At 70.3% G+C, this 21,816-nt stretch carries 19 protein-coding genes and 1 tRNA gene; 9 read left to right on the top strand and 11 right to left on the bottom strand.

The window, feature by feature from the left end:
- The first annotated feature begins 135 nt into the window (after positions 1–135).
- The 3 genes from ACFV9G_RS09020 to ACFV9G_RS09010 are packed head-to-tail and all read left to right on the top strand — an operon-like array spanning position 136 to position 2,095.
- The gene (locus ACFV9G_RS09020) at positions 136–807 is read left to right on the top strand and encodes a YceI family protein (RefSeq protein WP_378726923.1); all 672 of its coding nucleotides are present in this window, start codon (positions 136–138) and stop codon (positions 805–807) included.
- 32 nt (positions 808–839) lie between these two features.
- Positions 840–1,343 carry a sigma-70 family RNA polymerase sigma factor gene (locus ACFV9G_RS09015; RefSeq protein ID WP_378726921.1) on the top strand — a complete coding sequence of 168 codons (504 nt, stop codon included), beginning with the start codon at positions 840–842 and terminating at the stop codon, positions 1,341–1,343.
- Complete coding sequence (locus ACFV9G_RS09010; RefSeq protein ID WP_378726919.1) at positions 1,340–2,095, top strand: anti-sigma factor family protein; 756 nt, start codon at positions 1,340–1,342, stop codon at positions 2,093–2,095. The genes ACFV9G_RS09015 and ACFV9G_RS09010 overlap by 4 nt, the downstream gene beginning before the upstream one ends.
- 12 nt (positions 2,096–2,107) lie before the next feature.
- On the opposite strand, the gene ACFV9G_RS09005 is transcribed toward ACFV9G_RS09010, so the two are convergent.
- The 3 genes from ACFV9G_RS09005 to ACFV9G_RS08995 all read right to left on the bottom strand — a co-directional run bounded on the left by ACFV9G_RS09005 (position 2,108) and on the right by ACFV9G_RS08995 (position 6,410).
- The gene (locus ACFV9G_RS09005; protein ID WP_378726917.1) at positions 2,108–3,721 is read right to left on the bottom strand and encodes an AMP-binding protein; all 1,614 of its coding nucleotides are present in this window, start codon (positions 3,719–3,721) and stop codon (positions 2,108–2,110) included.
- Between the two features lie 52 nt (positions 3,722–3,773).
- Positions 3,774–5,357 (bottom strand): GMC family oxidoreductase, encoded by a 1,584-nt coding sequence (locus tag ACFV9G_RS09000; protein WP_378726916.1) that lies wholly within the window; start codon positions 5,355–5,357, stop codon positions 3,774–3,776.
- A 90-nt stretch (positions 5,358–5,447) separates the two neighbouring features.
- Positions 5,448–6,410: a tyrosine-type recombinase/integrase gene (locus ACFV9G_RS08995; RefSeq protein ID WP_378726914.1), complete on the bottom strand. Its 963-nt coding sequence runs from the start codon at positions 6,408–6,410 to the stop codon at positions 5,448–5,450.
- A 100-nt stretch (positions 6,411–6,510) separates the two neighbouring features.
- Here ACFV9G_RS08995 and ACFV9G_RS08990 point away from each other — a divergent pair, with 100 nt between their 5' ends.
- The 3 genes from ACFV9G_RS08990 (at position 6,511) to ACFV9G_RS08980 (ending at position 8,783) form a co-directional block, all read left to right on the top strand.
- Positions 6,511–7,605, top strand: a complete 1,095-nt coding sequence (locus ACFV9G_RS08990; protein ID WP_378726912.1) for a hypothetical protein — start codon at positions 6,511–6,513, stop codon at positions 7,603–7,605.
- A gap of 57 nt (positions 7,606–7,662) precedes the next feature.
- Positions 7,663–7,738, top strand: a tRNA-Gly gene (locus tag ACFV9G_RS08985).
- 166 nt (positions 7,739–7,904) lie between these two features.
- Positions 7,905–8,783 carry a DnaJ domain-containing protein gene (locus ACFV9G_RS08980; RefSeq protein WP_378726910.1) on the top strand — a complete coding sequence of 293 codons (879 nt, stop codon included), beginning with the start codon at positions 7,905–7,907 and terminating at the stop codon, positions 8,781–8,783.
- Here the strand turns inward: ACFV9G_RS08980 and ACFV9G_RS08975 are convergent.
- The gene (locus tag ACFV9G_RS08975) at positions 8,747–9,319 is read right to left on the bottom strand and encodes a 2'-5' RNA ligase family protein (RefSeq protein ID WP_378726909.1); all 573 of its coding nucleotides are present in this window, start codon (positions 9,317–9,319) and stop codon (positions 8,747–8,749) included. The two genes, ACFV9G_RS08980 and ACFV9G_RS08975, sit on opposite strands and share 37 nt — an antisense overlap.
- A gap of 74 nt (positions 9,320–9,393) precedes the next feature.
- Here ACFV9G_RS08975 and ACFV9G_RS08970 point away from each other — a divergent pair, with 74 nt between their 5' ends.
- The gene (locus ACFV9G_RS08970; protein WP_378726907.1) at positions 9,394–10,029 is read left to right on the top strand and encodes a class I SAM-dependent methyltransferase; all 636 of its coding nucleotides are present in this window, start codon (positions 9,394–9,396) and stop codon (positions 10,027–10,029) included.
- On the opposite strand, the gene ACFV9G_RS08965 is transcribed toward ACFV9G_RS08970, so the two are convergent.
- The 3 genes from ACFV9G_RS08965 to ACFV9G_RS08955 are packed head-to-tail and all read right to left on the bottom strand — an operon-like array spanning position 10,006 to position 13,147.
- Positions 10,006–11,112, bottom strand: a complete 1,107-nt coding sequence (locus ACFV9G_RS08965; protein WP_378726905.1) for a prenyltransferase — start codon at positions 11,110–11,112, stop codon at positions 10,006–10,008. The genes ACFV9G_RS08970 and ACFV9G_RS08965 overlap by 24 nt on opposite strands.
- A 7-nt stretch (positions 11,113–11,119) precedes the next feature.
- Positions 11,120–11,887, bottom strand: coding sequence for a class I SAM-dependent methyltransferase (locus ACFV9G_RS08960; protein WP_378726903.1), 768 nt, complete (start codon positions 11,885–11,887; stop codon positions 11,120–11,122).
- A 3-nt stretch (positions 11,888–11,890) separates the two neighbouring features.
- Positions 11,891–13,147 (bottom strand): glycosyltransferase family 4 protein, encoded by a 1,257-nt coding sequence (locus tag ACFV9G_RS08955; RefSeq protein ID WP_378726902.1) that lies wholly within the window; start codon positions 13,145–13,147, stop codon positions 11,891–11,893.
- A 129-nt stretch (positions 13,148–13,276) separates the two neighbouring features.
- On the opposite strand from ACFV9G_RS08955, the gene ACFV9G_RS08950 reads away from it, so the two are divergent.
- On the top strand, positions 13,277–13,894 hold the full coding sequence (locus ACFV9G_RS08950) for a DUF1707 domain-containing protein (protein ID WP_378726900.1): 618 nt from the start codon (positions 13,277–13,279) through the stop codon (positions 13,892–13,894).
- Here ACFV9G_RS08950 and ACFV9G_RS08945 read toward each other — a convergent pair.
- Genes ACFV9G_RS08945 through ACFV9G_RS08930 form a run of 4 tightly spaced genes read right to left on the bottom strand, consistent with a single transcriptional unit; the run spans position 13,891 to position 20,460 of the window.
- Positions 13,891–15,876: a phosphocholine-specific phospholipase C gene (locus ACFV9G_RS08945; protein WP_378726898.1), complete on the bottom strand. Its 1,986-nt coding sequence runs from the start codon at positions 15,874–15,876 to the stop codon at positions 13,891–13,893. The two genes, ACFV9G_RS08950 and ACFV9G_RS08945, sit on opposite strands and share 4 nt — an antisense overlap.
- 42 nt (positions 15,877–15,918) lie before the next feature.
- Entirely contained in the window at positions 15,919–17,478 is a 1,560-nt protein-coding gene (locus ACFV9G_RS08940) for an ArnT family glycosyltransferase (RefSeq protein ID WP_378726896.1), read from the bottom strand.
- Between the two features lie 48 nt (positions 17,479–17,526).
- Positions 17,527–18,825: a nitrate/nitrite transporter gene (locus tag ACFV9G_RS08935; protein ID WP_378726894.1), complete on the bottom strand. Its 1,299-nt coding sequence runs from the start codon at positions 18,823–18,825 to the stop codon at positions 17,527–17,529.
- A 9-nt stretch (positions 18,826–18,834) separates the two neighbouring features.
- A complete protein-coding gene (locus tag ACFV9G_RS08930) occupies positions 18,835–20,460 on the bottom strand; it encodes a hypothetical protein (protein WP_378726892.1) in 1,626 nt (541 codons plus the stop codon).
- Between the two features lie 146 nt (positions 20,461–20,606).
- Here ACFV9G_RS08930 and ACFV9G_RS08925 point away from each other — a divergent pair, with 146 nt between their 5' ends.
- Positions 20,607–21,782: a macrolide family glycosyltransferase gene (locus ACFV9G_RS08925; RefSeq protein ID WP_378726890.1), complete on the top strand. Its 1,176-nt coding sequence runs from the start codon at positions 20,607–20,609 to the stop codon at positions 21,780–21,782.
- Positions 21,783–21,816 lie beyond the last annotated feature (34 nt).

The following is a 21,816-nucleotide window of genomic DNA, read 5'->3' as shown; positions in this document are numbered from 1 at the left end:
GTCTCCTTGGGGTCGAGAGAGGGCGCTGTCGATTGTGTCACCCGTCACCGGAAGTCGTTTGAACCGTTCGGCGCAGCGCTCCGTAGTAGGGGTGAAGGCCGGCATCGGGTCGGCCTCCAGGCGAGAGGAAACGGCGTGCGGACACGTACGAAGGCAGCAATCGGGATCGGTGCGGCAGTGGTCGTCGTAGGAGGCGTCGCGGTGATCTTCGGCCCCGGTTGGTACGCGGACCGGGCCGAGGACGCGGCCGCTGACGAGCCGAGCCTCAGCGCCTCGGCGGCGCCCGCGGACACGGCCGACAGCGCCGGGACCTGGACCGTCTCGGACGGCTCCTACGCCGGTTACCGCCTCGACGAGGTGCTGCAGGGCGAGGACGTCACCGTCACCGGCCGCACCGAGGACGTGACCGGGCAGGTCACCATCGCCGGGAGCGAGGTCACCGAGGCGAGCATCGAGGTGAAGGTCGCCACCATCGCCACCGACTCCGACAACCGCGACGGCTACTTCCGCGACAACGCGGTCGAGGCCGAGAAGTTCCCGACCGCCACCTTCGAGCTGACCGAGCCCGCCGCCCTCGCGGAGGGCGCGACCGAGGTCGAGCTGGTCGGCGACCTCACCGTGCACGGCGAGACGAAGTCGGTGACCGTGGACGCCGAGGTCGGCGGCGACGGCGCCAGCGCCCTCCAGGTCGTCGGGAGCGTGCCGGTCACCTTCGCCGACTTCGGCATCGAAGCGCCCAATCTCGGGTTCGTGAAGGTGGAGGACACCGGCACGGTCGAGTTCTCGCTCGAGCTCACCAAGAGCTGATCTGGGATCCTGGGTGCGTGCGAGGAGGTGACATGGGTGCGGAGGACGAGCTGCTCGTAGCGGTGCACGACGCCCACTCGGACGCGCTCTACCGCTACGTCGTACGCCGCACCGGTGACGCCGAGGAGGCGCGCGACGTGGTCCAGGAGACGCTGTTGCGCGCCTGGCGCAACCCGGAGGTGCTGCAGCGGCCCGACGAGGGCGTACGCGCCTGGCTCTTCACCACCGCCCGCAACCTCGTCATCGACGACCTGCGCAGCGCGCGCCGGAAGCGGGAGTACACCGCCGAGTCGCCACCCGAGCAGAGCCGGGCCGACCAGACCCAGGCGGTGCTCGACTCCTGGGTCGTCGCCGATGCGCTGCTCGCCCTCTCCCGCGAGCACCGGGCGGTGGTGGTCGGGGCTTACTACGGCGGCCGGTCGGTCGCCGAGCTCGCCCATGAGCTCGACATCCCGCCCGGCACGGTCAAGTCCCGGCTGCACTACGGTCTGCGAGCCCTGCGTCTCGCCCTGCAAGAGAAGGGGGTCACCTCATGAACGACGAACCGGACGCCTCCACGCACGAGACGTACGCCGACTGGGACGCGTCCTACGTGCTCGGCGCGCTGAGCCCGAGCGACCGCAGGGCCTACGAGCGGCATTTGACCGGCTGCAGCGTGTGCCGCGGCGCCGTCGCCGAGCTCGCCGGCATGCCCGGTCTGCTCGGCGCGCTCTCGCGCGAGGAGGCCGAGGAGCTGCTCGAGGAGACTGCCGCGGAGGCGGCGACGCCGCCGCTGGCAGAGCTGGCCGGGGCCGTACGCAGGTCGCGGCGGTGGCGCCGGGCCTTCGCGGTCGCGGCCGCGGTCGTCCTTCTCGCGGGCGGTACGGCGATCGGTGGCCTACTGCTCGGTCGTGACGGCACCCAGCAGCCTGCCGCGGCCCCCTCGACCTCTGCGGGTGCGAACGTACGCACGGTCGACCTGCGGCCCGTGGGCAGCGTCGACATGTGGGCCCAGCTCGTCGTCACCCCGACGTCCTGGGGCACCAAGCTCAACTGGAGCTGCCACTACCCGCCCCAGCCCGGGAAGAGCCCGCCGGCGCCGTCGGACTATCAGGGTGAGCCGGTGACGTACGACCTGGTGCTGGTCGGCCGCGACGGGTCGCGCACGGTCGCCGGGTCGTGGACCTGGTCGGGTGGGGAGACGCTCGGGCTGGACGCCTCCTCCGCAGTGCCGATCACCGACGTCGAGCGGGTCGAGATCACCCTCGACGGCAAGGACACCGCCGTCGCGGCGGCCTCGCTCACCTGACCTCCTGAGCTCCTAGAGCCCGAGCTCGGAGACGGTCTTCTGCCGCATCTCGACCTTGCGGACCTTGCCGGTCACGGTCATCGGGAACTCCTCGACGACCAGGACGTAGCGCGGGATCTTGTAGTGGGCGAGCTTGCCGGTCGCGTACGCCTTCAGGGTCTCGGCTGTCATTCGCTCCGCGCCGGGGCGCAGCCGGACCCACGCGCAGAGCTCTTCGCCGTAGGTCTCGTCGGGGACGCCGATGACCTGGACGTCCTCGATGTCGGGGTGGGCGTAGAGGAACTCCTCGATCTCGCGGGGATAGATGTTCTCGCCGCCGCGGATGACCATGTCCTTGATCCGGCCCACGATGCTGCAGTAGCCGTCGGGGTTCATCACGGCGAGGTCGCCGGTGTGCATCCAGCCCTCCTCGTCGATCGCCGCGCGGGTCTTCTCCTCGTCCGCCCAGTAGCCGAGCATGACCGAGTAGCCGCGGGTCTGGAACTCGCCGGCCTCGCCCCTGGGCAGCACCGTGCCGGTGGTCGGGTCGACGACGCGCACCTCGACGTGCGGGTGCACCCGGCCGACGGTGGCGGTGCGGTGCTCGAGGTCGTCGTCCCTCCGGGTCTGGGTCGAGACCGGCGAGGTCTCGGTCATCCCGTAGGCGATCGAGACCTCGCTCATGTGCATCTCGTTGACGCACCGCTTCATCACCTCGACCGGGCACGGGCTGCCCGCCATGATCCCGGTGCGCAGCGTGCTGAGGTCGAAGGTGGCGAAGTCGGGGTGAGACTGCATCGCGATGAACATGGTGGGTACGCCGTAGACGGCGGTGCAGCGCTCGTCCTGGACCGCCGCCAAGGTGGCCGCCGGGTCGAAGGCCGGACCCGGGATCACCATCGTGGCGCCGTGGGTGATGCAGCCCAGGTTGCCCATCACCATCCCGAAGCAGTGGTAGAACGGCACCGGGATCGCCAGCCGGTCGTGCTCGGTGAAGCCGATCGTCTCGGTGGTGAAGTAGCCGTTGTTGAGGATGTTGCGGTGGCTCAGCGTCGCGCCCTTGGGATAGCCGGTGGTGCCCGAGGTGTACTGGATGTTGATCGGGTCCCCGGGGCTCAGCTCGTAGGTCACGTGGTCGGCCAGCCGCTCCCCGCTCCCGGACTCGAGGAGGCCGGTCCACTCGGGGTCGCCGATGAAGACGGTCTGCTCGAGGTCGGGGCAGTCGCCGCGCACCTCGGCGACCATCGAGCGGTAGTCGGAGGTCTTGAACGCGGGTGCGGAGACGAGCAGCCTGATGCCCGACTGGGTCAAGGCGTACGCCAGCTCGTGGGTGCGGTAGGCCGGGTTGATGTTCACCAGGATCGCGCCGATCTTCGCGGTCGCCGCCTGGGTCAGCGTCCACTCCGCGCAGTTGGGCGCCCAGATGCCGACCCGGTCGCCCTTCGCGATCCCGGCCTTGCGTAGCCCGACGGCCAGCGCGTCGACGTCGCGGCTCAGCTCGGCGTACGTCCAGCTCCTTCGACCCGAGCCCAGATCGACAAGAGCCTCCCGGTCGCCGAACCGCGCGACAGTGCGGTCGAAGCTGGCCCCGATCGTCTCCTCCAGCAGCGGGGTGGTGGTCTCTCCGGCAGCGTAGGAATCCGTCATGGGTCCAGTGTGACTTGAGTCACGCGTGGGTTCAAAGGGTCTGCTGAGGGTCTCAGGGGTTCGTGATCAGCTCCGCGGCCCGCTCGCCGATCAGGATCGACGGCGCGTTGGTGTGGCCGCGCACGATCCGGGGCATGACGGAGGCGTCGGCGACCCGGAGGCCTTCGACGCCGCGTACGCGCAGCCGGGGGTCGACCACGCTGGCCTCGTCGGTGCCCATCCGACAGGTGCCGGTCGGGTGGTAGAGCGTGTGCGCGTGACGAGCCAGGAGCGCGTCGGCGACCTCCTCCGCGGAGGAGGTCGCCGGGACATCGGGGCGCAGGAACCTGCCGAGGAACGGCTTGAGCGCGGGCTGGGAGGCGATCTCCAGCGCCACCCGGACACCCTCGACCATGGCGGCGCGGTCCTTGCCGTCGGGATCGGACAGGTAGCGCGGGTCGATGACCGCCTTGGCAGCCGGGTCCTTGGAGGCGAGCGTGACCTGGCCGCGGCTGGCCGGGTCGACGAGGATCGGGCCGGCGACTACGGCCTCCCCCACGAACGGCACCAGACCCTCGTCGAAGAAGCCGACCGGGGCGAAGATCATCTCGATGTCAGGCGCCTCCAGGTCAGGGCGCGAGCGGATGAATCCGTACGCCTCGCCCACGTTGGAGGTGAGCATCCCGCGCCTGCGCAGCAGGTAGTTGAGCAGCTGACGCGCCGACTCCGCCGTCGCCAGGGAGCCCTGCTCCACCTCCCAGCCGATGCCGGCGACGAGATGGTCGGTGAGGTTCTCCCCCACCTCCTTCGCGTCGCGGACGACATCGATGCCGAGACCCGTCAGCTGCGACGCAGGTCCGATCCCGGAGAGCATCAGCAGCTGCGGGGTGTTGATCGCGCCGCCGGAGAGGATCACCTCGCGCCGGGCGGTGATCGTCGTCCGTTCTCCTTCGACGACGGCCTCGACCCCGGTCGCGCGTGCGCCGTCGAAGGTCACCCGAGACACCAGGGCGCCGGTCACCACGTTCAGGTTGGCGCGCCTCGCGGCGGGCTTGAGGTAGGCCGCCGCCGTGCTCCACCGGGAGCCACGGCGCTGGGTGACCATGGTCTCGACGTACGCCTCGGGGTTGGGGCCGTTGGCCCGTCCCCGTCGGTAGCCGGCCTGCTCGGCGGCCTGGAGGAAGGACTCGGTGTAGGGACGGGGGCTCCGTTGCCGCTCGACACGGATCGGACCGCCGATGCCGTCGAGCGCGGTGGCGTCCTCGACGTCCTCGAGCTTCGCGTACGTCTTCTTGACGGCCTCCCAGCCCCACTCGGGTCCGGCGGCCGTGCCCCACTCCTCGTAGTCGGCCTGGAGGCCCTTGACCCACATCATCGCGTTCATCGAGGACGAGCCGCCGAGCATCCGGCCGCGCGGCCAATAGATTCGCCGGCCGCCGAGCTCGGGCTGGGGCTCGGTGGAGTAGTCCCAGTCGTGCTCGGTCCGGAAGAGCTTCGAGAACGCCGCCGGGATGTGGATGTTCATGCTCTTGTCGCGCGGTCCGGCCTCGAGCAGCGTCACCTGGACGCTCGGGTCCTCGCTGAGCCTCGCCGCGAGCACCGCTCCCGAGGAGCCGGCCCCCACCACCACGTAGTCGCTGGTCAGTTCCTGGCTCATACCGGATCTCCTTCGTCAGCGTTGACGGGCGTTCGAAGGCTACCCCTGTGAAGGTGCGGTTGGGGAGGAGTCGAGCGAGTCGAGATCAGCTCAGTCGGCGAGGAAGGCGCCCAGGGCGTAGGCGGGGTGGCGGTCAAGGTTGTGGCGGCCGCGGTCGTAGCGGCGGGTGGTGCGGGGGTCGGCGTGGCCGGCGGCGTCCTGGACGTCCTCGAGAGGTACGCCGGCCTCGCGGGCCAGGGTGACGAAGGTGTGGCGGAGGCTGTGCGGGGAGAGCTTGTCGCCGTGCTCGATGCCGGCCGAGGCGCCGAGCCTGCGGATCAGGCGAAACGCCTCGGAGCGGTGCCAGCGGTTTCCGGTGCTGGTGACGAAGACCGAGCCGTCCGCGCGGGCGTCGAGGTAGGTGTCGAGGGCCTGTGAGGTCGCCGGGTTGAGGACCACGTCGCGCCGGGCGCCGCCCTTGCGGGTGATCGTCAGGATGCGGTGGCCGCGGGAATGGCTGAGGTCGGTGACATCGGCGCCCAGCGCCTCGGAGATGCGCAGCCCGTCGTGGAGCAGGAGGGTCACCAGCGCGGCGGCACGGCTGGAGTGCTCGCGGGCGGCGGCGAGGAAGGCGCGCGCCTCTCCCCTGTCCATGCCCAGGGTCTGGGAGTCGTTGCTGGTCCTGGGGCGCTTGATGTGCTCGGCCGGTGAGGCGCTCAGAACGTCCTCCGCCACGCCGTAGCGGTAGAAGCCGGCGATCGCCGACAGTCGTCGGGCGATCGTCGCCGGGCTCCGCCGCGTCTCCAGATGGCGGGCATAACCGTCGACCATGGCCCGATTGGCGGCGAGCGGGTCGATCTCGAGGGCGGCGCACCAGCCGAACCAGTCGGCGAGGTCTCGTCCGTACGCCGCGCGGGTGTGGCCCGCGTAGGAGAGCAGGAACCGTCTGGCGAGAGCCTCGGCACGTTTTTCGCGGGGCAGGTCCCGAAGCTCGTCGAGGAACAGCTCTCTGACGGATTCCGTCACGGAGAGGTCTGTGGAGGGGGTCTGCCGACGGTGCTCGAGCTCGCTCACGGCACACATCATAATGCCGGTTATGTTGGGTGTCGCGCGGGGATCTCATTTCGGCGTCATTTCGTATTCGTTCTGTCTTTCGTCACGCTATGCTGACGTAATGACGGAAACGATTGCTGTCGACGAGAAGCTCTGCCGCTTCCCCGGCTGCCCGATGGCCGCGGCGGCCTCGGAGAGCGGGAGCGGCCGCCCGCCGGAGTACTGCGACGATCCAGCCCACAACCGAGCCGCGGCCTGGCGCGAGCGGAAGCGCCTGCAGCGGCTCGCCGAGACCCGGGATCCCGGTGAGACCGCTCGACCCGTGCAGGCAGCCCAGCAGCGGGCGGCGGAGATCACCACCCAGCTGACCCAGCTCGCCGACCGGTTCCTCGACCAGCTCCCGAAGGCCCTCGAGGAGCTGCGTACGCTCGGCGACCTGACCGCTGCCGAGGCCCAGATCGCCACGGTGCAGAGCGAGGCCCAGGAGCAGATCGCCGCCGCGAGCGCCCGTGCCGTGCGCGCCGAGCACGCGCAGCGGACGGCCGAGGCGGAGCGCGAGGAGGCAGACGCGGCTGCCGCGGAGGCGCTGGAGGAGTCCGAGCGCTCGGCCGAGATCCTGCGGGAGGCGCTGGCGGCCACGACCGCGGCCGAGGAGTCCCGTCAGGCCGCCCAGTCGGCACTGGAGAGAGTCGAGTCCGATGCGGCTGCCGCGGCGAAGACCGCATCCGCGACGATCACTGCGCTGGAGAAGCGCGTCGATGAGACCACCTCCGCGCGTGATGCCCTGGCCGAGAAGCTCGAGAGGCTGCAGGCCGAGCATGCCTCGGCCGTGCAGCGCCGACGGAGCGAGACCGCGCGCGCCGACCATGCCGAGAAGGCGATGGCGCGGCTGCAGGAGCAGCTGATCGCCGAGAAGAAGGCCGCCGAGAAGGCGGCGGCGAGTGCGGAGGCGACGATCTCCGGGCTGCGTACGCAGCACGACGCCGCCCGCGTGCAGATCGACGCCCTGCGGGAGCAGGTGGCCGACCTCCGCGGGAGCGAGGCCGCGGCGAAGGCGGATCGCGATGCCACCCGCGCCGAGCTGGACCGCGAACGCACCCATGCGAGCGAACGGCTCGAGGATCTGCGGGCGGCGCACCAGGCCCAGGTCGCCCAGCTGGTGGAACAGATCGAGCGGCGTACGGCGTCACCCGATGTCCCCGATGACGGTGCGTGACACGCGGGACCCCAGTTGGAGGAGAACGGACCACATCCGCTACTGTTCTTCTCGCAAGCGGACGTAGCTCAGTTGGTAGAGCGCAACCTTGCCAAGGTTGAGGTCGCGAGTTCGAGCCTCGTCGTCCGCTCCACTCGAGGGCCGCCCAGTCGGGCGGCCCTCGATCAATTTCCCGTGGCGAAACCAGCATCTCGCCGCGACTGCTCTAGGATTTCACTGTTCTGGGATTTATGGCACCAGGTGTGGATGAGCCTGGGGGCGAGGCCGACAACCGAAGGACTGTGCGTGGGGGGCGTTGAGTGAGCGGTAAGTTCATCGACGCCTATGCCGTGCTCGAGATCGCTTCGGACGCGGACGACGCGGCTGTCCGAGCTCGCCATCGCGAGCTCGCCAAGCAGTTCCACCCCGACCGTGGCGGCCGCGCCGCCGACGGCGAGCTGATGATGCGCATCAACCGGGCGCGCGACGTGCTGCTCGACCCGGTCGCCAGGGCCACTCTCGACGAAGAGCTCGCCCGTCGCCGCCGTGCGGCCGCTCCCACGGGGTCCGCGGGGAAGGCACCCGCGACTGCTTCTCCTGGCTCCACCGGTGCACCGCCGCTGATCCGCGACCGGCGCTGGCGCGCCGAATGGGGTGCCCCGACGCCCCGGCCCACCCCGGCGCCCAGCAGCTCGCCGGCCCCGGTGCCCCCACCCGCACGGGTGCGCCCCTCGGCCGGCCGGCTGCGTCAGGCCACGCGGCAGGCTCGGGCGGCGAACCCCGCCCTGTCCGCCCGACAGCGGCCCGCGGCACCGAAGCCTCCTCGCACCGTGACGGAGCCGCCTCCTTCCCAGCCGGCCGGGCAGCAGACGGTGAACGCACAGCCCGCCGCCCAGCAGCCCGCGAATCCTCAGCCGGCTCCTCCGCAGCAGAAGACCGCGCCGTCGGCCGACAAGCCGGTCAACGCCTGGTCGCTCTACTCGGTGCCGCTCGACGCGGTCTCGGTCGCGTCGCTTCTCGCCAGCGTGCTGATGTGCGGCCCGATCGGCTTCATCCTCGGCATCATCGGCCTGGCCCGCACCGCCGACGACAAACGTCGGGGCCGCTGGGCCGCGGTCGCCGGCATCGCCATCAGCACCCTGACGATGCTGGTCGCCATCGGCTACGTGATGCAGGCGATCTCAGCGCCTTCACCCTGACCCGGTGATCCGCCCAGCGACCACTCGGCGATGGTCCGGCACCCGTGGTTCGCGTACCACTGCAGGCTGACCCGGTCCGCGCGACATTGCGCGGGCAGATACGGCGTCAGGGTCGAACGCGTTGAAGCGAGGTCCACTCCCCCTGCGATGTGGTCGACGGTCAGGTGCGGCACCGGCTCGAAGAGCCCGGCATAGGGCGGGCACTGCGGAAACGCCGCGCTCAGCTCGGCGGTCAGCGCCGCGAAGGGCTCCGCGGGATCAGGAGGAAGATAGATCGTACCGCCGGCGAAGACACGCACCTCGTCCAGCCGGAAGTCGAACGCGGCCGCCGCGGCCGCGATCTTCCCGATGTGCTCCAGATCGTCCGTCGTCGGCGAGCTCAGGAACGGTGCGAGCAGGGTGATGTGGGCGTGCACGAACGCCGGGTCCGCGGAGACGAACGAGTCGTCGTAGTGGCGCGTGCGCTCCAGGACGTACGTCTCCAGCTCGGGCACCGGGACGACGAGCACCGAGTGGCCGGCGGAGGATCTGCTCATGGCGGGATTCTCCCCGTGACCCCGGTTGATGACCACTCGACGCGGACCGCTCGCCACTCGGCTAAGGTGCCCGGGTGTCTACGCCTGAGATGCCCGCCGACCTGCTCAAGCACGCCCTCGACGCGACGGGGTTCATGCCTCCTGAGGAGGGCCTCGCGCTCTTCGCATACGCGACCGAGCGGCTGCCGCACGGGCCGGCTGTCGAGATCGGCACCTATTGCGGGAAGTCGTCGGTCTATCTCGGCGCCGCGGCGAAGCTGACCGGCGGCACGGTGTTCACCGTCGACCACCACCACGGCAGCGAGGAGAACCAGGCGGGCTGGGAGCACCACGACACCACCCTCGTCGACGAGCGGACAGGGCGGCTGGACACGCTGCCGACCTTCCGGCGCACGATCGAGCAGGCCGGCCTCGAGGACGAGGTGGTCGCGGTGATCGGCGCCTCCACGACGGTGAGCCGGTGGTGGACGACACCGGTCTCGCTGCTCTTCATCGACGGCGGCCACGGCGTCGAGCCGGCACAGCTCGACTACCGCGGCTGGGCGCCGAAGGTCATGCCCGGCGGGCTGCTGCTGGTCCACGACGTGTTCCCCGACCCGGCCGAGGGCGGCCGGCCGCCGTACGAGGAGATCTACCTCCCCGCGCTCGCCTCGAAGCAGTTCGAGGAGATCGACGCCGTCGGGTCGCTACGCGTGCTGCGACGCCTCTGAGGTCTCGCAGCCGCACTCCAGCGCCAGCTCCTCGAACCCCGCGGCGAGGGAGGTGCCACGCATGATGGCCGAGCCCGGGGTGGACCCGCCGTAGCGCTCCCCCAGCGCGTCCGCGGCCAGGATGACAGCGGCGGCGGTGAAGGTGGAGTGCTCCTCGGGCCAGAACGCGTTGGGGTTCGGGTTGGGGTATTCGGGCGACTCATAGACCCAGCCGGTCCAGTAGCCGCCGTCGGCGGCACGCAGGTGCTGCATGTCCGTCAAGAGCCCCAGAGCCCGGCGGTGGTCGCCGATGTTGTCGAGGGCCATCGCCAGCTCGCAGGTCTCCGCGCCGGTCACCCACGGGTTGGTGTCGACGCAGAGCGCACCGAGGCCGGGGCGTACGAAATGGTCCCAGCGCGACGCGATCAGGTCGTCCCCGGCGGCACCGACGACCGCGCCGCCGAGGACCGGGTAGTACCAGTCCATCGAGTGGTGCGACTTGTCCTCGAACGAGTCACGGTGGTGGCGAAGGGCGTGACCGAGCCGGCCGCCGACGATCTCCCACTCCGGCTGCGGGTCGTCCATCAGGTCGGCCAGGGCGACCCCGGCGCGCAGCGACTGGTAGATCGAGGACGAGCCGGTGAGCAGGGCGAACGGGTCGCGCGGGGTCCAGGCGATCCCGCCGAAGGGCAGCTGCAGGCCGACCACGAAGTCGAGTCCGGCGCGCACCGAGGGCCACAGGCGCTCCACGAACGCCCGGTCACGACGGATCAGCCAGTGGTGCCAGAGCCCGACCGCGAAGTAGGCCGACATGTTCGACTCGCCGATCGTCTCCACCGGCGAGCCGGCGACGATCTTCATCGGCCAGGACCCGTCGCCGTTCTGCAGGGACGGGACCCAGTCGTACGCGGCCTCGGCCTCCTCCACCAGGCCACCGACGAGCAGGCCCATGGCCGCCTCGACGTGGTTCCAGATGTCGGTGTGCTGACCCGGCACCCACGGGATCGCGCCCGACGCCTCCTGGGCGCGGGCGATCGACCCGGCCGTGGCGACGATCTGGGCAGGGGTCAGCACCCCGTCGACGTACGGGATCTCGACTCTCATCCGCGAATCAGGCAGCCGAGGTCGGGTCGGAGGCGATCGGGCCCGGCTTGCGGAAGTAGAGGACCATGCTCTTGCCGATCATCGGGTCGAGGACCTTCCCGGCGAGGCGCAGCGGCAGCGGGTTCTTCATGATCTCCCAGACCAGGACCTGGTGGTACGCCTTCACCAGGACGTTCTTGTCGTTGTCGACACCGACGGCCGACTTCAGCCACCAGTAGGGCGCGTGCAGACCGTGGGCGTAGGACTTGCCCTCGAAGATCATCGCCTCGCCAGGGGTGCCGTCGTTGGGCCGGCCGGCCTTGGTGACCTTGTCGATGAGCTCGTGGTCGGTGTAGATCCGGATGTGGCCGCCGGTGGTGTTGTGGTAGTCCTCGGAGAGCTTCCAGTTGACGACCTCGGGCAGCCAGCGCGGCACCGAGATCGCGAGGGTGCCACCGGGACGCAGCACCCGGACGAGCTCTTTGATCGCGTCGACGTCGCGGTGGATGTGCTCGAGCACCTCGGCGGCCACGATGCGGTCGAACTCGCCGTCGGCGAAGGGCAGCGAGAGGGCGTCGCCCTCCTTGGTCTCCGCGTTCGCACCCTCGGGGACCTCGTCACGCATCGCGAAGAACCAGTCGCTGACCTTGGCCAGCTCCTCGGCGTCCTGGTCGAACGCGATCACGTCGGCGCCGCGGCGGTACATCTCGAAGGCGTGCCGGCCGCCGCCGGCGCCCATGTCGAGCACGCGCTCCCCCGGCTGAAGGCCAAGGCGGTCGAAGTCAACGGTGAGCACGGCTCACTTCCTCTCGTCTGTGTGAAACTCGTCGATGGACTGCTGGTAGATCGCCGTCATCCGCTCGGCGACGGCGTGCCAGGAGAAGTGCTCCTCGACCCGGGCCCGCCCGGCGGTCGAGTAGCGGGCCCGGCGCTCGGGGTCGTCGAGCAGCGCCGCGATGGCCTGCTCGAGCTCCTCGGTCTCACCCGGGGTGACCTGCTTCGCGCACAGGTCGTCGGTCCCGACGACCTCGGGGATCGCGCCGGCACGGGAGACGACGAGCGGGGTGCCGCAGGCCATCAGCTCGGCGGTGGGCAGCGAGAACCCCTCGTAGAGCGAGGGCACGCAGGCGATCTCCGCGGAGCCCATCAGCTCGACGAGCTCGGCGTCGGAGATGCCGTTGACGAAACGTACGTGGTCCTTGATCGCGAGCTTCTCGATGAGCTGCTCGGTCGGACCACCCTTCTTCGGCTTGGAGACCAGGACCAGCTCGAGATCACGTTCGGTACGCAGCTTGGCGAAGGCCTCGAGCAGGAAGGCGATGCCCTTCAGCGGGGCGTCGGCACTGGCCATGGCCAGGATCCGGCCCTCGACGCGGGGCGCGGTCGGCGGGACGAACTCCTCCGGCACGCCGAGGTGCACGGTCTGCACCCGCTCGGAGGGGACGCCGAAGTCGGTGAGGATGTCGCGCTTGGAGTTGTCCGAGGGCGTGATCACGCGCCGCAGCTGGGCGGCGACCTTCGCCTGCATCTTCACGAACGAGTACCAGCGCCAGACGCCGAACTTCTTCTTCCAGCCCTCCGCGCTCTCCAGCTCGATGCGTCGGTCGAAGGAGATCGGGTGGTGGATCGTGGTCACCAGCGGCAGGCCGAGCTCGGGCTCGATGCTCAGCAGCGGTGTGGCCAGCGTCTGGTTGTCGTGGACGATGTCGAAGTCGTCGGTCCGCTCCTTCAGCACCTTCAGGACCCGCTTGGCGAAGGTCAGCGGCTCGGGGAAGGCGCCGGTGCGCATCCGGGCCCACTCCTCGACGTCGATCAGGTCGCGGAGCTCGGAGAGCTTCGGGTTGCCGAACGGGTCGGGCTCCTCGTAGAGGCCCAGGCTCGGCACCTTGGTGAGAGTCACGCCCTCCCCCATGAGGTCGAGCTCGGGATAGGGCTGGCCGGAGAAGACCTCGACCGTGTGGCCGAGCTTGGCGAGCTCCCGACTCAGATGGCGGATATAGACGCCTTGACCGCCGACGTGCGGCTTGCTGCGATACGACAGCAGAGCGATCCGCATCCGCCACCTCCCTCAAACCTAGGCAGAGCAAAACTAGAACGTGTTCTATACTAGCAGGTAGCCAGCGCGAGTCACTCTAATGCAGGCGCTTCGACAGACGGTGTCGGGCTTGGCGTCTAGGCTGGTGGTGTGGACGGTTTCTGGACCCGGTTCCGTCTCGACCCGAGACAGGCCGACAATGCACGCATCCGCGCCTCCGATGCCGATCGGGAGGTGGTGCGCACCGTTCTCGCCGATGCCTTCGCCGACGGCCGGCTCACCCGGGAGGAGCACGACGAGCGGGTCGGGACCCTCCTGGAGGCTCGTACGCTCGGGGAGCTGCCCGGGCTCGTGGACGATCTGGGGATCGTCGAGCCCGCTCCCGGTGAGCCCGGGGCGAACCTGCCCGAGACGCTCGGCTTCCGCGAGCAGGGTGCGGTTGCCTACCGCAAGGAGCTGCAGGAGGCGTTCGCCACCTTCTTGATGGTCAGCCTCATCACCTGGGGCATCTGGCTGTTCACCTCCGGCCCCGACGGGCATCCCTGGCCGCTCTACCCGATGCTGTTCCTGGTCGTGAACCTGGTCGGCACCGGCGTACGCCGCGAGGCGATCGTCCAGCGCGAGGTGCAGCGCCTCGAGAAGAAGGCCGCCAAGAAGGCGGCGAAGAAGGCAGCGAAGGCCGAGATCGAGGCAGCCCCCGAGACGGCTGCCCCGATCCTCGACCCGCCGGCCCAGTCCGAGAAGGACCGGCCCGGCGATCCCTCCTAGGCGCCCAGCTGCGGGTCGCTCACGGAGGGACGTCCGTTCTCCAGGTGGCCGGCGAACCCGCGTGCCCAGGTGGTGCCCGGGAGCGTGAGGGTCAGGTCGTACCAGCCCCCGGTCGCGCGGGTGTCGATCGCGTCGCCACGGACCCTCCCGGCGTACGCACTTCGGATCTCGGCCTTGCGCGGTGCGGCCACGGTGAGTCGATGCGAGCGGCCCTCACGCCGAAGGTTGGCGGGTGCGGGATCGGCGCCCGCGGTGCCGGCGTAGGACCGGAAGAACCCGTTGGGCCCGTGCAGGTGGATCTCGTAGTCGCCGCTGACCGGCCACCGCACCGCGAGGGTGTCGCCGGCGCCGACGGTGTAGCTGTGAGGAGCGCCCTCGGGGGCGAGCAGCCGAGCCTGGAAGTGGGCGCCGACGCTGCCGGTGTTGCGGATCCCGAGCGCGATCTGGCCGGGGGCGGCGGTCTCGATCACTTCGAGCTGGTAGGGCGCCGGTCGGGCCGGGCGGGTGCCGCGCTCCTGGGTCGGCATCGTCCCGGTCGCCGGGGTCTCCGGCGAGTAGGACGGGTGCCGCTCGCGGTCGGCCGGCTCCCACCCGCTGGTGTCCGGCAGCGTCGGCGGCTCGGAGGTGCGCGCGAAGTCGAACGCCGAGGTCAGGTCACCGCACACGGCGCGGCGCCAGGGTGTGATGTTGGGCTCCGCGACACCGAAGCGCTTCTCCATGAACCGCAGGATCGAGGTGTGGTCGAAGGTCTCCGAGGCGACGTAGCCGCCGACGCTCCACGGCGAGACGACGAACATCGGCACGCGCGGGCCGAGGCCGTAGTGGCCGTCTCCGTGGGAGCCGGTGTAGAGCTCGTGCTCGGTCGAGACGGTCGACTCCCCCGGCACCAGCGGGCTGTTGATGTGCGGCGGGACGAGGTGGTCGAAGAAGCCGTCGTTCTCGTCGTAGGTGATGAACAGCGCGGTCTTCGCCCACACCTCGGGGTTGGCGGTGAGCGCGTCGAGGACCTTGGAGATGTACCAGGCGCCGTAGTTGGTCGGCCAGTTCGAGTGCTCGGAGAACGCCTCCGGTGCCGCGATCCAGCTGACCGAGGGCAGGTTGCCGGCCTCGACGTCGGCGCGGAGGATCTCGAAGTAGTCCTGCCCGTCGACCGCACGGGTGCCGGTGCGGGCCTTCTCGAAGAGCGGGTCGCCGGGCCGGGCGTCCTGGAACCTGTTGAAGTAGAGCAGCGAGTTGTCGCCGTAGTTGCCGATGTAGGCGTCCTGGGTCCAGCCCCACCAGTTGCCGTTCTCGGCGTTGAGGCCGGTGCCCTCGTCCTGGTAGACCTTCCAGCTGACCCCCGCCTCCTCGAGCCGCTCGGCGTAGGTGGTCCAGTCGTAGCCGGCCTCGTCGTTGTAGAGCACCGGCCCGCCGCCCTTGCCGTCGTTGCCGGTCCAGCCCGAGAGCATGTAATAGCGGTTGGGGTCGGTGTTGCCGATGAAGGAGCAGTAATAGGCGTCGCACACCGTGAACGCGTCGGCCAGCGCGAAGTGGAAGGCGGCGTCCTGCCGTTGGAGGTACGCCATCGTGGTGGTGCCCTTGGCCGGCACCCACTGGTCGTAGCGGCCGCCGTTGATCGCCTGCTGGCCGTCGGTCCAGCTGTGCGGGAGACCCTCGAGGAAGGCCGCGCCCAGGTCGTCGACCTCGGGGTGGAACGGGAGCAGCTCACCGCCGCCGTTCGGCTGGTGCCACACCGGGTTGCCCGACGGCAGGATCGCCGGGTGCGGGTCGCCGAAGCCGCGTACGCCGCGCAGCGTGCCCAGGTAGTGCTCGAAGCTGCGGTTCTCCTGCATCAGGACGACCACGTGCTCGATGTCGCGGATCGTTCCGGTCCTGCGGGCGGCGGGGATGGAGGCGGCTCGCGCGATGCTCTGGTCGAGCATGGTCAGCGCGGCTGCGCCGCCGGCCAGGCCGAGGAACCTACGACGATCGATGTCAACCACAGGAGCTCCTTGATGGTGGGGGTGAGCGGCCACCCTCGCGGCTCAGATGTTCACCGCGGCAACGGGTGACCGGTCGCCAGATGACCGGACGGTGAAGAGCTCGCCGTCCGGTCGCAGCCGGCGGCGCAGCTGCGCGGTGACGTACGCGGCGACGACGAACATCACCAGGTCGGCCGCGATCAGCGCGATCAGCCAGGAGGCGTCGGCCGGTCCGTCGATCCGCTGCTGGATGTGAAGGTGGGCGACCATCGCCGAGACGATGAACCCGACGCCGGCGTAGAGGGTGATCCGGAGGTCGACTCTCTCCTCATCGGCCCCGCGCGCCCAGTGGCGGCCGACCCGCAGGATCCCGAGCGAGGTCAGCGCTGCGATCACCGGCAGGAACGGCACCGCGTAGCGCGCATGGATCCACCCGCCGCCGGCATGGAACGAGGCCAGGTTGACGATGATGATCGCGCAGTAGATCCCCATCAGCAACCGCACCGCCACCTCCAGGCGGCGCTCCAGGACGGTCGGCTCCGGGCCGGGGATGACGACGCGGCGCATCACCCCGTCGGGCCTCGGCCGGGCCTTCGCGTTGACGTCGAGCACCATGCCGGTGACCGTCACGGCCAGTGTGGCCACGGCGGCGAGGATCCAGATCTTCGGGATCACGTCGTCGGCCCACAGCGAGCCGTAGAGGTGCAGGTACAGCTCCGGGTTGACCAGCTGGAAGAGCGTGTCGCCGTGGGTCTGGCGGGAGAACTTCTCGAAGAGCGCCGCAGAGGCGGTGGCGTCGCCGTAGAGGACGATGTTGCGTACGTAGAACCAGCCGATCACCACCACCGGCGCCAGCCCGATCCGGATCGCCAGGACCACACCCCGGCGGAACGTACGCAGCGTCGGGTCGCGCAGCCACAGCGCGGCCAGCACGCACGCACCCAGCACGAGCACCGCCACCAGGCCGGTCGAGCGGAAGCTGGCCGCCGCGACGCCGGCGACCGTCGCCCAGACCAGCCGGTCCCGGGTAACGCCCTCGCGAACCATCCGGAAGCCGAGCAGCAGGGTCAGCGAGGCGGCGACCGTGCCCCAGCCGTCGTTGTAGATCGCGCCGCCGTCGTAGGTCACCGCACCGCATCCGAGCACCATCGCCGCCGAGAGCACCGGGACCACCCGGCGCCTGGGCACCAGCTCACGCGCCAGCAACCCGACCAGGATGATGCTCAGCGCGTAGCCGAGCGCGTTGAGCAGCCGCATCCCCAGGAGCGTCACCCCGACCCCTGCCTCACCGCCGACGGCGTCGCCGAGCCAGACCAGCGGCAGACTCATCACGTAGAACAGCGGCGGGTGGTTGGCGACCCAGACGTCGCGGCGCGGCTCGTCGAGTCCGAAGAGCGCCTCGGCGAACTGTGGGTAGCGCACCGGGTCGGCCGGGGTGTTCGTGTCGATCGTGGGCAGCACGCCCTGGGACAGGACGATGGCGTAGGCCGCGTGCTGCTTCTCGTCGGCCTTCAGCAGCGGCGGCATCCCGATCGCGTACTGCGCGCTCATCGCGAAGCCGAGCACCCCGAGCAGGAGCAGGCAGACGGTCACCTGGGACAGCGAGCGCGAGGGCGTGAGCACCTCGACAAGCTAGTGGGCCCAGATGCCGCTCAGGTGACCTGCGAACGATCAGTCGGTGACCATCGAGGAGCCGGCGGCGACCTGCTCCCTGGTCGTACGCCGCCGCACGTCGCGCCGGTGGCGCCAGATCTGCACGACTCCGAGGCCCCAGAACAGGTATTGCACCGACATCGCCCAGTGGAACGCCTCCGGCGTGTAGGAGGTGGAGGCCCCCGGCGTACGCCAGTCGAGGATCCAGCCGACCAGCACGATCACGAGCAGCGCGGCGACGAAGCCGCCCTGGTTGATGATCCCGCTGGCGCTCGCCATCCTCGCGGGCGGGTTGCTGGTGCGGCCGACGTCGAAGCCGATCATCGAGGCGGGTCCGCCGAAGCCGACCACGGCCATCAGGAGCAGCAGCACCGGTAGCGGCGCCTCGCCCGGCCAGGCGAGCACGAGCGTCCACACCGACACCATGGCGGCGATCATCGCCAGCGCCACCGTCGAGCGGTGCCACGGGTGGCGCCCGGCGAGGACGCCCATGACCGGACCCGCGACCAGGGCCGCGATGACGGTGACCGAGAGCAGTGTGCCGGCGAGGGTGTCGGAGAGCCCTTCGGAGGTCACCAGGAACGGGAAACCCCACAGCAGCCCCATCAGGTGGGAGCTGAACGGGGTGGAGAAGTGGATCCAGAAGCCGAGGCGGGTGCCCGGCTGGTACCAGGACGCCCTCAGGGTCCGGCCGAGCTCGCGCGGCTTGAGGGTGGTGCCTCGGCGGTGTCGGTCACCGGGTCCGTCATGGACGAAGAGGCGCAGCAGCACGAGAAGGACCGGGCCGATCAACGCGGCCGTGAGATAGGCCCGGGTCCAGCCGAGATGACCGAGCGCCCAGGTCATCGGGACGGCTGCTGCGATCGCGCCCAGCTGCCCGACGGTGCCGGTCAGCTGGCTGACCAGCGGCACCCGTCGACGCGGGAACCACGACGGGACCAGGCGCAGCACGCAGATGAACGTCATCGCATCGCCCATCCCCACGAACGTACGCGCGAGCAGGGCCACCGGGTAGGAGTCCGCGAACGCGAACCCGACCTGGGCGAGCGCCAGGATCAGCGCGCCGGCGGAGAGGACCGTACGCGACCCGAACCGGTCGACCAGCAGGCCGACCGGCACCTGCATGAGCGCATAGACGAGCAGCTGCAGCATGACGAAGGTCGCCAGCTGCCCGGCGCCGATCCCGAAGCGCTCGGTCGCCACCAGACCGGCCACCGCGAGGCTGCTGCGGTGGAAGACGGCCAAGCCATAGACCGCGAGGGCGATGCCCCACACGAACCATGCTCGTGTTGTCTGCTGGGGATCCTGCTCACTCACATAGAGAGGCTACTTTGCCTGGAGGCCCGTCGAGGTCCGGGCGTCCTGTCGCGGACACGCGATCTCGGTCACAGGAGCGGCGAGAGTGCGGGGAGTGTCGAACGTGCCGGGCTGCATCCGCCGGCGCAGCTCGGTGGCGACATACGCGGCGACCGCGAACATCACCAGGTCGGCGGCCACCAGGGCGACGAGCGCGAAGGTGCTGGTGACCGGGCCGTCGACGTACTGCTCGGTGTCGAGGTGACACACCAGTCCGACGACCATGAAGGCCAGCGAGACACCCAGGCCGATGCGCAGGTCGCGCGCCTCGTCGAGCGCGGTGACACCGGTGCGGGAGCCGGTCGGGACCCGCAGCGGGAGAAGCCGCCCCAGGCGCAGCGCGGCGATCCCGGCGCCGGCGGCCAGGAACGGCAGGAACGGCACCGCGTAGCGGGCGTGGATCCAGCCGCCGCCGGCGATGAACCCGGCGACGTTGACCAGGATGAGCAGGCAGTAGCCGCCCAGGAGCGCCCAGATGGCCAGGTCCTGGCGGTGCTGCATCGTGCTCTGCGGGGCGAGCTCGATGCGCCGCAGGACTCCGGTGCGACGCGGGTTGGCCTTCGCAGCCGCATCGAGCACGAGGCCGACCACGGTGAGCGTCAGCACGATGACCGCCGCCTGGCTCCAGGTGTTGGCGATGTTGCCGTCGGTCCACAGACTGCCGAGCAGGTGGCCGTAGAACTCGGGGTTGACCAGCTGGAACAAGGTGGTGCCGTTCGGCTCGCGCCCGAACTTCTCGAAGAGCGAGCTCGACGCGGTCGGGTCACCGTAGATCTGGATGTTGCGCACGTAGAACCAGCCGAACACGACCACCGGCGCCATGCCGATGCACGCCGCGATCCCGACAGCGCGCCAGAACGTACCGCGCAGGAACGTACGCAGCGAGGGCTCCCGCAGCCACATGGCCACCAGCACGCACGCGCCGAGGAAGAGGACCGCGACCAGGCCGGTCGAGCGGAGCCCCGCAGCCGCCACCCCGACCGCGGCCGCGGCGATCAGGCGCTCGCGCGTCACGCCCTGCCGGATCATCCGGAACCCGAGATAGAGCGTCATGAACGCCGTCGCCGAGCCCCAGCCGTCGTTGTAGATCCCGCCGCCCACGAAGGTCATCGCGCCGCAGCCGATACACATCGCCGAGGCGATCACCGGCACCGCCGGCCGTCGTGGCACCAGCTCTCGCGCCAGCAGGCCGACCATGATCGTGGTCAGGGCGAAGCCGAGTGCGTTGAGCAGCCGCATCCCGAGCAGCGTCAGGCCTGGCGACCCAACGGCATCGCCGAGCCAGACCAGCGGCAGACTCATCGCGTAAAACAGCGGCGGGTGGTTGGCGACCCAGATGTCGCGGTGGGCCTCGTCGGCCCCGAAGAGGCTCTCGGCCAGCTGCGGGTAGCGCGCCGGGTCGTCGGGGATGTCGGTGTCGATCGTCGGCAGCGTCCCCTGGGACAGCGCCACCGCGTACGCCGCATGGGCCCGCTCGTCGGCCTTGAACAGAGCCGGCATCGCGATCGCCACCTGGGCGCTCATCGCGAAGCCGAGCACGCCCAGGAGCAGGACGCAGATCGTGGACTGGGACATGGAGACCCGAGGGACAGACACGCTCACGACCGTAACCGGCGAAACTGACCGAACAGACGGGCCACGGCTCACGGACGATGAACAGAGCGCGACCGTCGAGTGACCGAACGTTGACGCAAAACTCGGTCGCGTCAACCTTCGGCGGGCCGATAGCGTCCGACGGTGTCATGACTACTTCACCGCGCCACATCGCCATGGTCGCCTCGCCCGCGATCAGCCACGTCCTGCCGAGCCTCGAGCTGATCAAGGAGCTCGTCGCACGCGGACACCGGGTCACCTATGCCACCCACGAGTCGTTGGCCGACGTGATCAAGCCGACCGGGGCCGAGCTGGTCCCGGTGCCGACGGTGCTGCCCGTCGAGGACCGGCAGTGGCCCGAGGACCCGGTCGCAGGGATGGGCATCTTCCTCGAGGACGCCAACCAGGTGCTCCCGCATCTGGAATCGTTCTACTCAGCCGAGCCGGCCGATCTCTACCTCTACGACATCGGCGGCTACGCCGCTCGCGCCCTCGCCGAGACGCAGCAGCGCCCGTTCGTGCAGCTCTCCCCGACGTTTGTCGCCTGGGACGGGTACGCCGAGGAGGTCGGCGCCCAGGTGCGGCAGCTGCCGGGCTACGACGGCTATCTGGACCGGTTCGGGGCCTGGCTCGCGGACGCCGGGGCGAGCACTCGTGACCCGGAGACGTTCGCCGGTGCACCGAAGCGGGCCCTCGCCCTCATCCCGCGGGCGATGCAGCCCAACGCCGACAAGGTCGACCAGGAGGTCGTCACCTTCGTCGGACCGTGCTTCGCGCTCGGCTCCGGCGAGACCTGGACCCGACCTGCCGACGCCGATCGTGTCCTGCTGGTCTCCCTCGGCTCGGCCTACACCGCCGACGCGGACTTCTTCCGCGCCTGCATCGAGGCGTACGCCACCCTCCCCGGCTGGCACGTCGTGATGTCGATCGGCACCCAGCTCGACCCGGCCGACCTCGCCGCTCTCCCCGGAAACGTCGAGGTCCACTCCTGGCTGCCGCAGCGCGCCGTCCTCGCCCAGGCCGACGCGTTCGTCACCCACGCCGGGATGGGCGGAAGCAGCGAGGGTCTGATGGCTGGCGTCCCCATGGTCGCGGTCCCGCAGGCGGCCGACCAGTTCATGAACGCCGACCGGCTCGTCGAGCTCGGTGTCGCCCGGCGGCTCGACGGCGAGGACGTCACGGCCGAGGTGCTGCGTACGGCAATGCTCGAGCTGCTCGACGATCCCACCCGGGTGGCTCGTTCGGCTCAGCTGCGCGCCGATGCGCTCGCCGAGGGCGGCACCCGCCGGGCTGCTGACCTGATCGAGGGCATGCTCCCCCGCTGAACCCAGCCATCCGCCGTCGCTCCCGCTGGTCGAG

The sequence above is a fragment of the Nocardioides sp. NPDC059952 genome, assembly GCF_042730435.1.
Classification (GTDB): domain Bacteria; phylum Actinomycetota; class Actinomycetes; order Propionibacteriales; family Nocardioidaceae; genus Nocardioides.
This window is presented reverse-complemented; position numbering and strand designations above follow the sequence as displayed.

Coding starts and splice junctions, on each gene's coding strand:
- ACFV9G_RS08925 (WP_378726890.1), top strand. CDS start 20,607: ATGACTACTTCACCGCGCCACATCGCCATGGTCGCCTCGCCCGCGATC.
- ACFV9G_RS09010 (WP_378726919.1), top strand. CDS start 1,340: ATGAACGACGAACCGGACGCCTCCACGCACGAGACGTACGCCGACTGG.
- ACFV9G_RS08955 (WP_378726902.1), bottom strand. CDS start 13,147: ATGCGGATCGCTCTGCTGTCGTATCGCAGCAAGCCGCACGTCGGCGGT.
- ACFV9G_RS09015 (WP_378726921.1), top strand. CDS start 840: ATGGGTGCGGAGGACGAGCTGCTCGTAGCGGTGCACGACGCCCACTCG.
- ACFV9G_RS08990 (WP_378726912.1), top strand. CDS start 6,511: ATGACGGAAACGATTGCTGTCGACGAGAAGCTCTGCCGCTTCCCCGGC.
- ACFV9G_RS09000 (WP_378726916.1), bottom strand. CDS start 5,357: ATGAGCCAGGAACTGACCAGCGACTACGTGGTGGTGGGGGCCGGCTCC.
- ACFV9G_RS08965 (WP_378726905.1), bottom strand. CDS start 11,112: ATGAGAGTCGAGATCCCGTACGTCGACGGGGTGCTGACCCCTGCCCAG.
- ACFV9G_RS08975 (WP_378726909.1), bottom strand. CDS start 9,319: ATGAGCAGATCCTCCGCCGGCCACTCGGTGCTCGTCGTCCCGGTGCCC.
- ACFV9G_RS09005 (WP_378726917.1), bottom strand. CDS start 3,721: ATGACGGATTCCTACGCTGCCGGAGAGACCACCACCCCGCTGCTGGAG.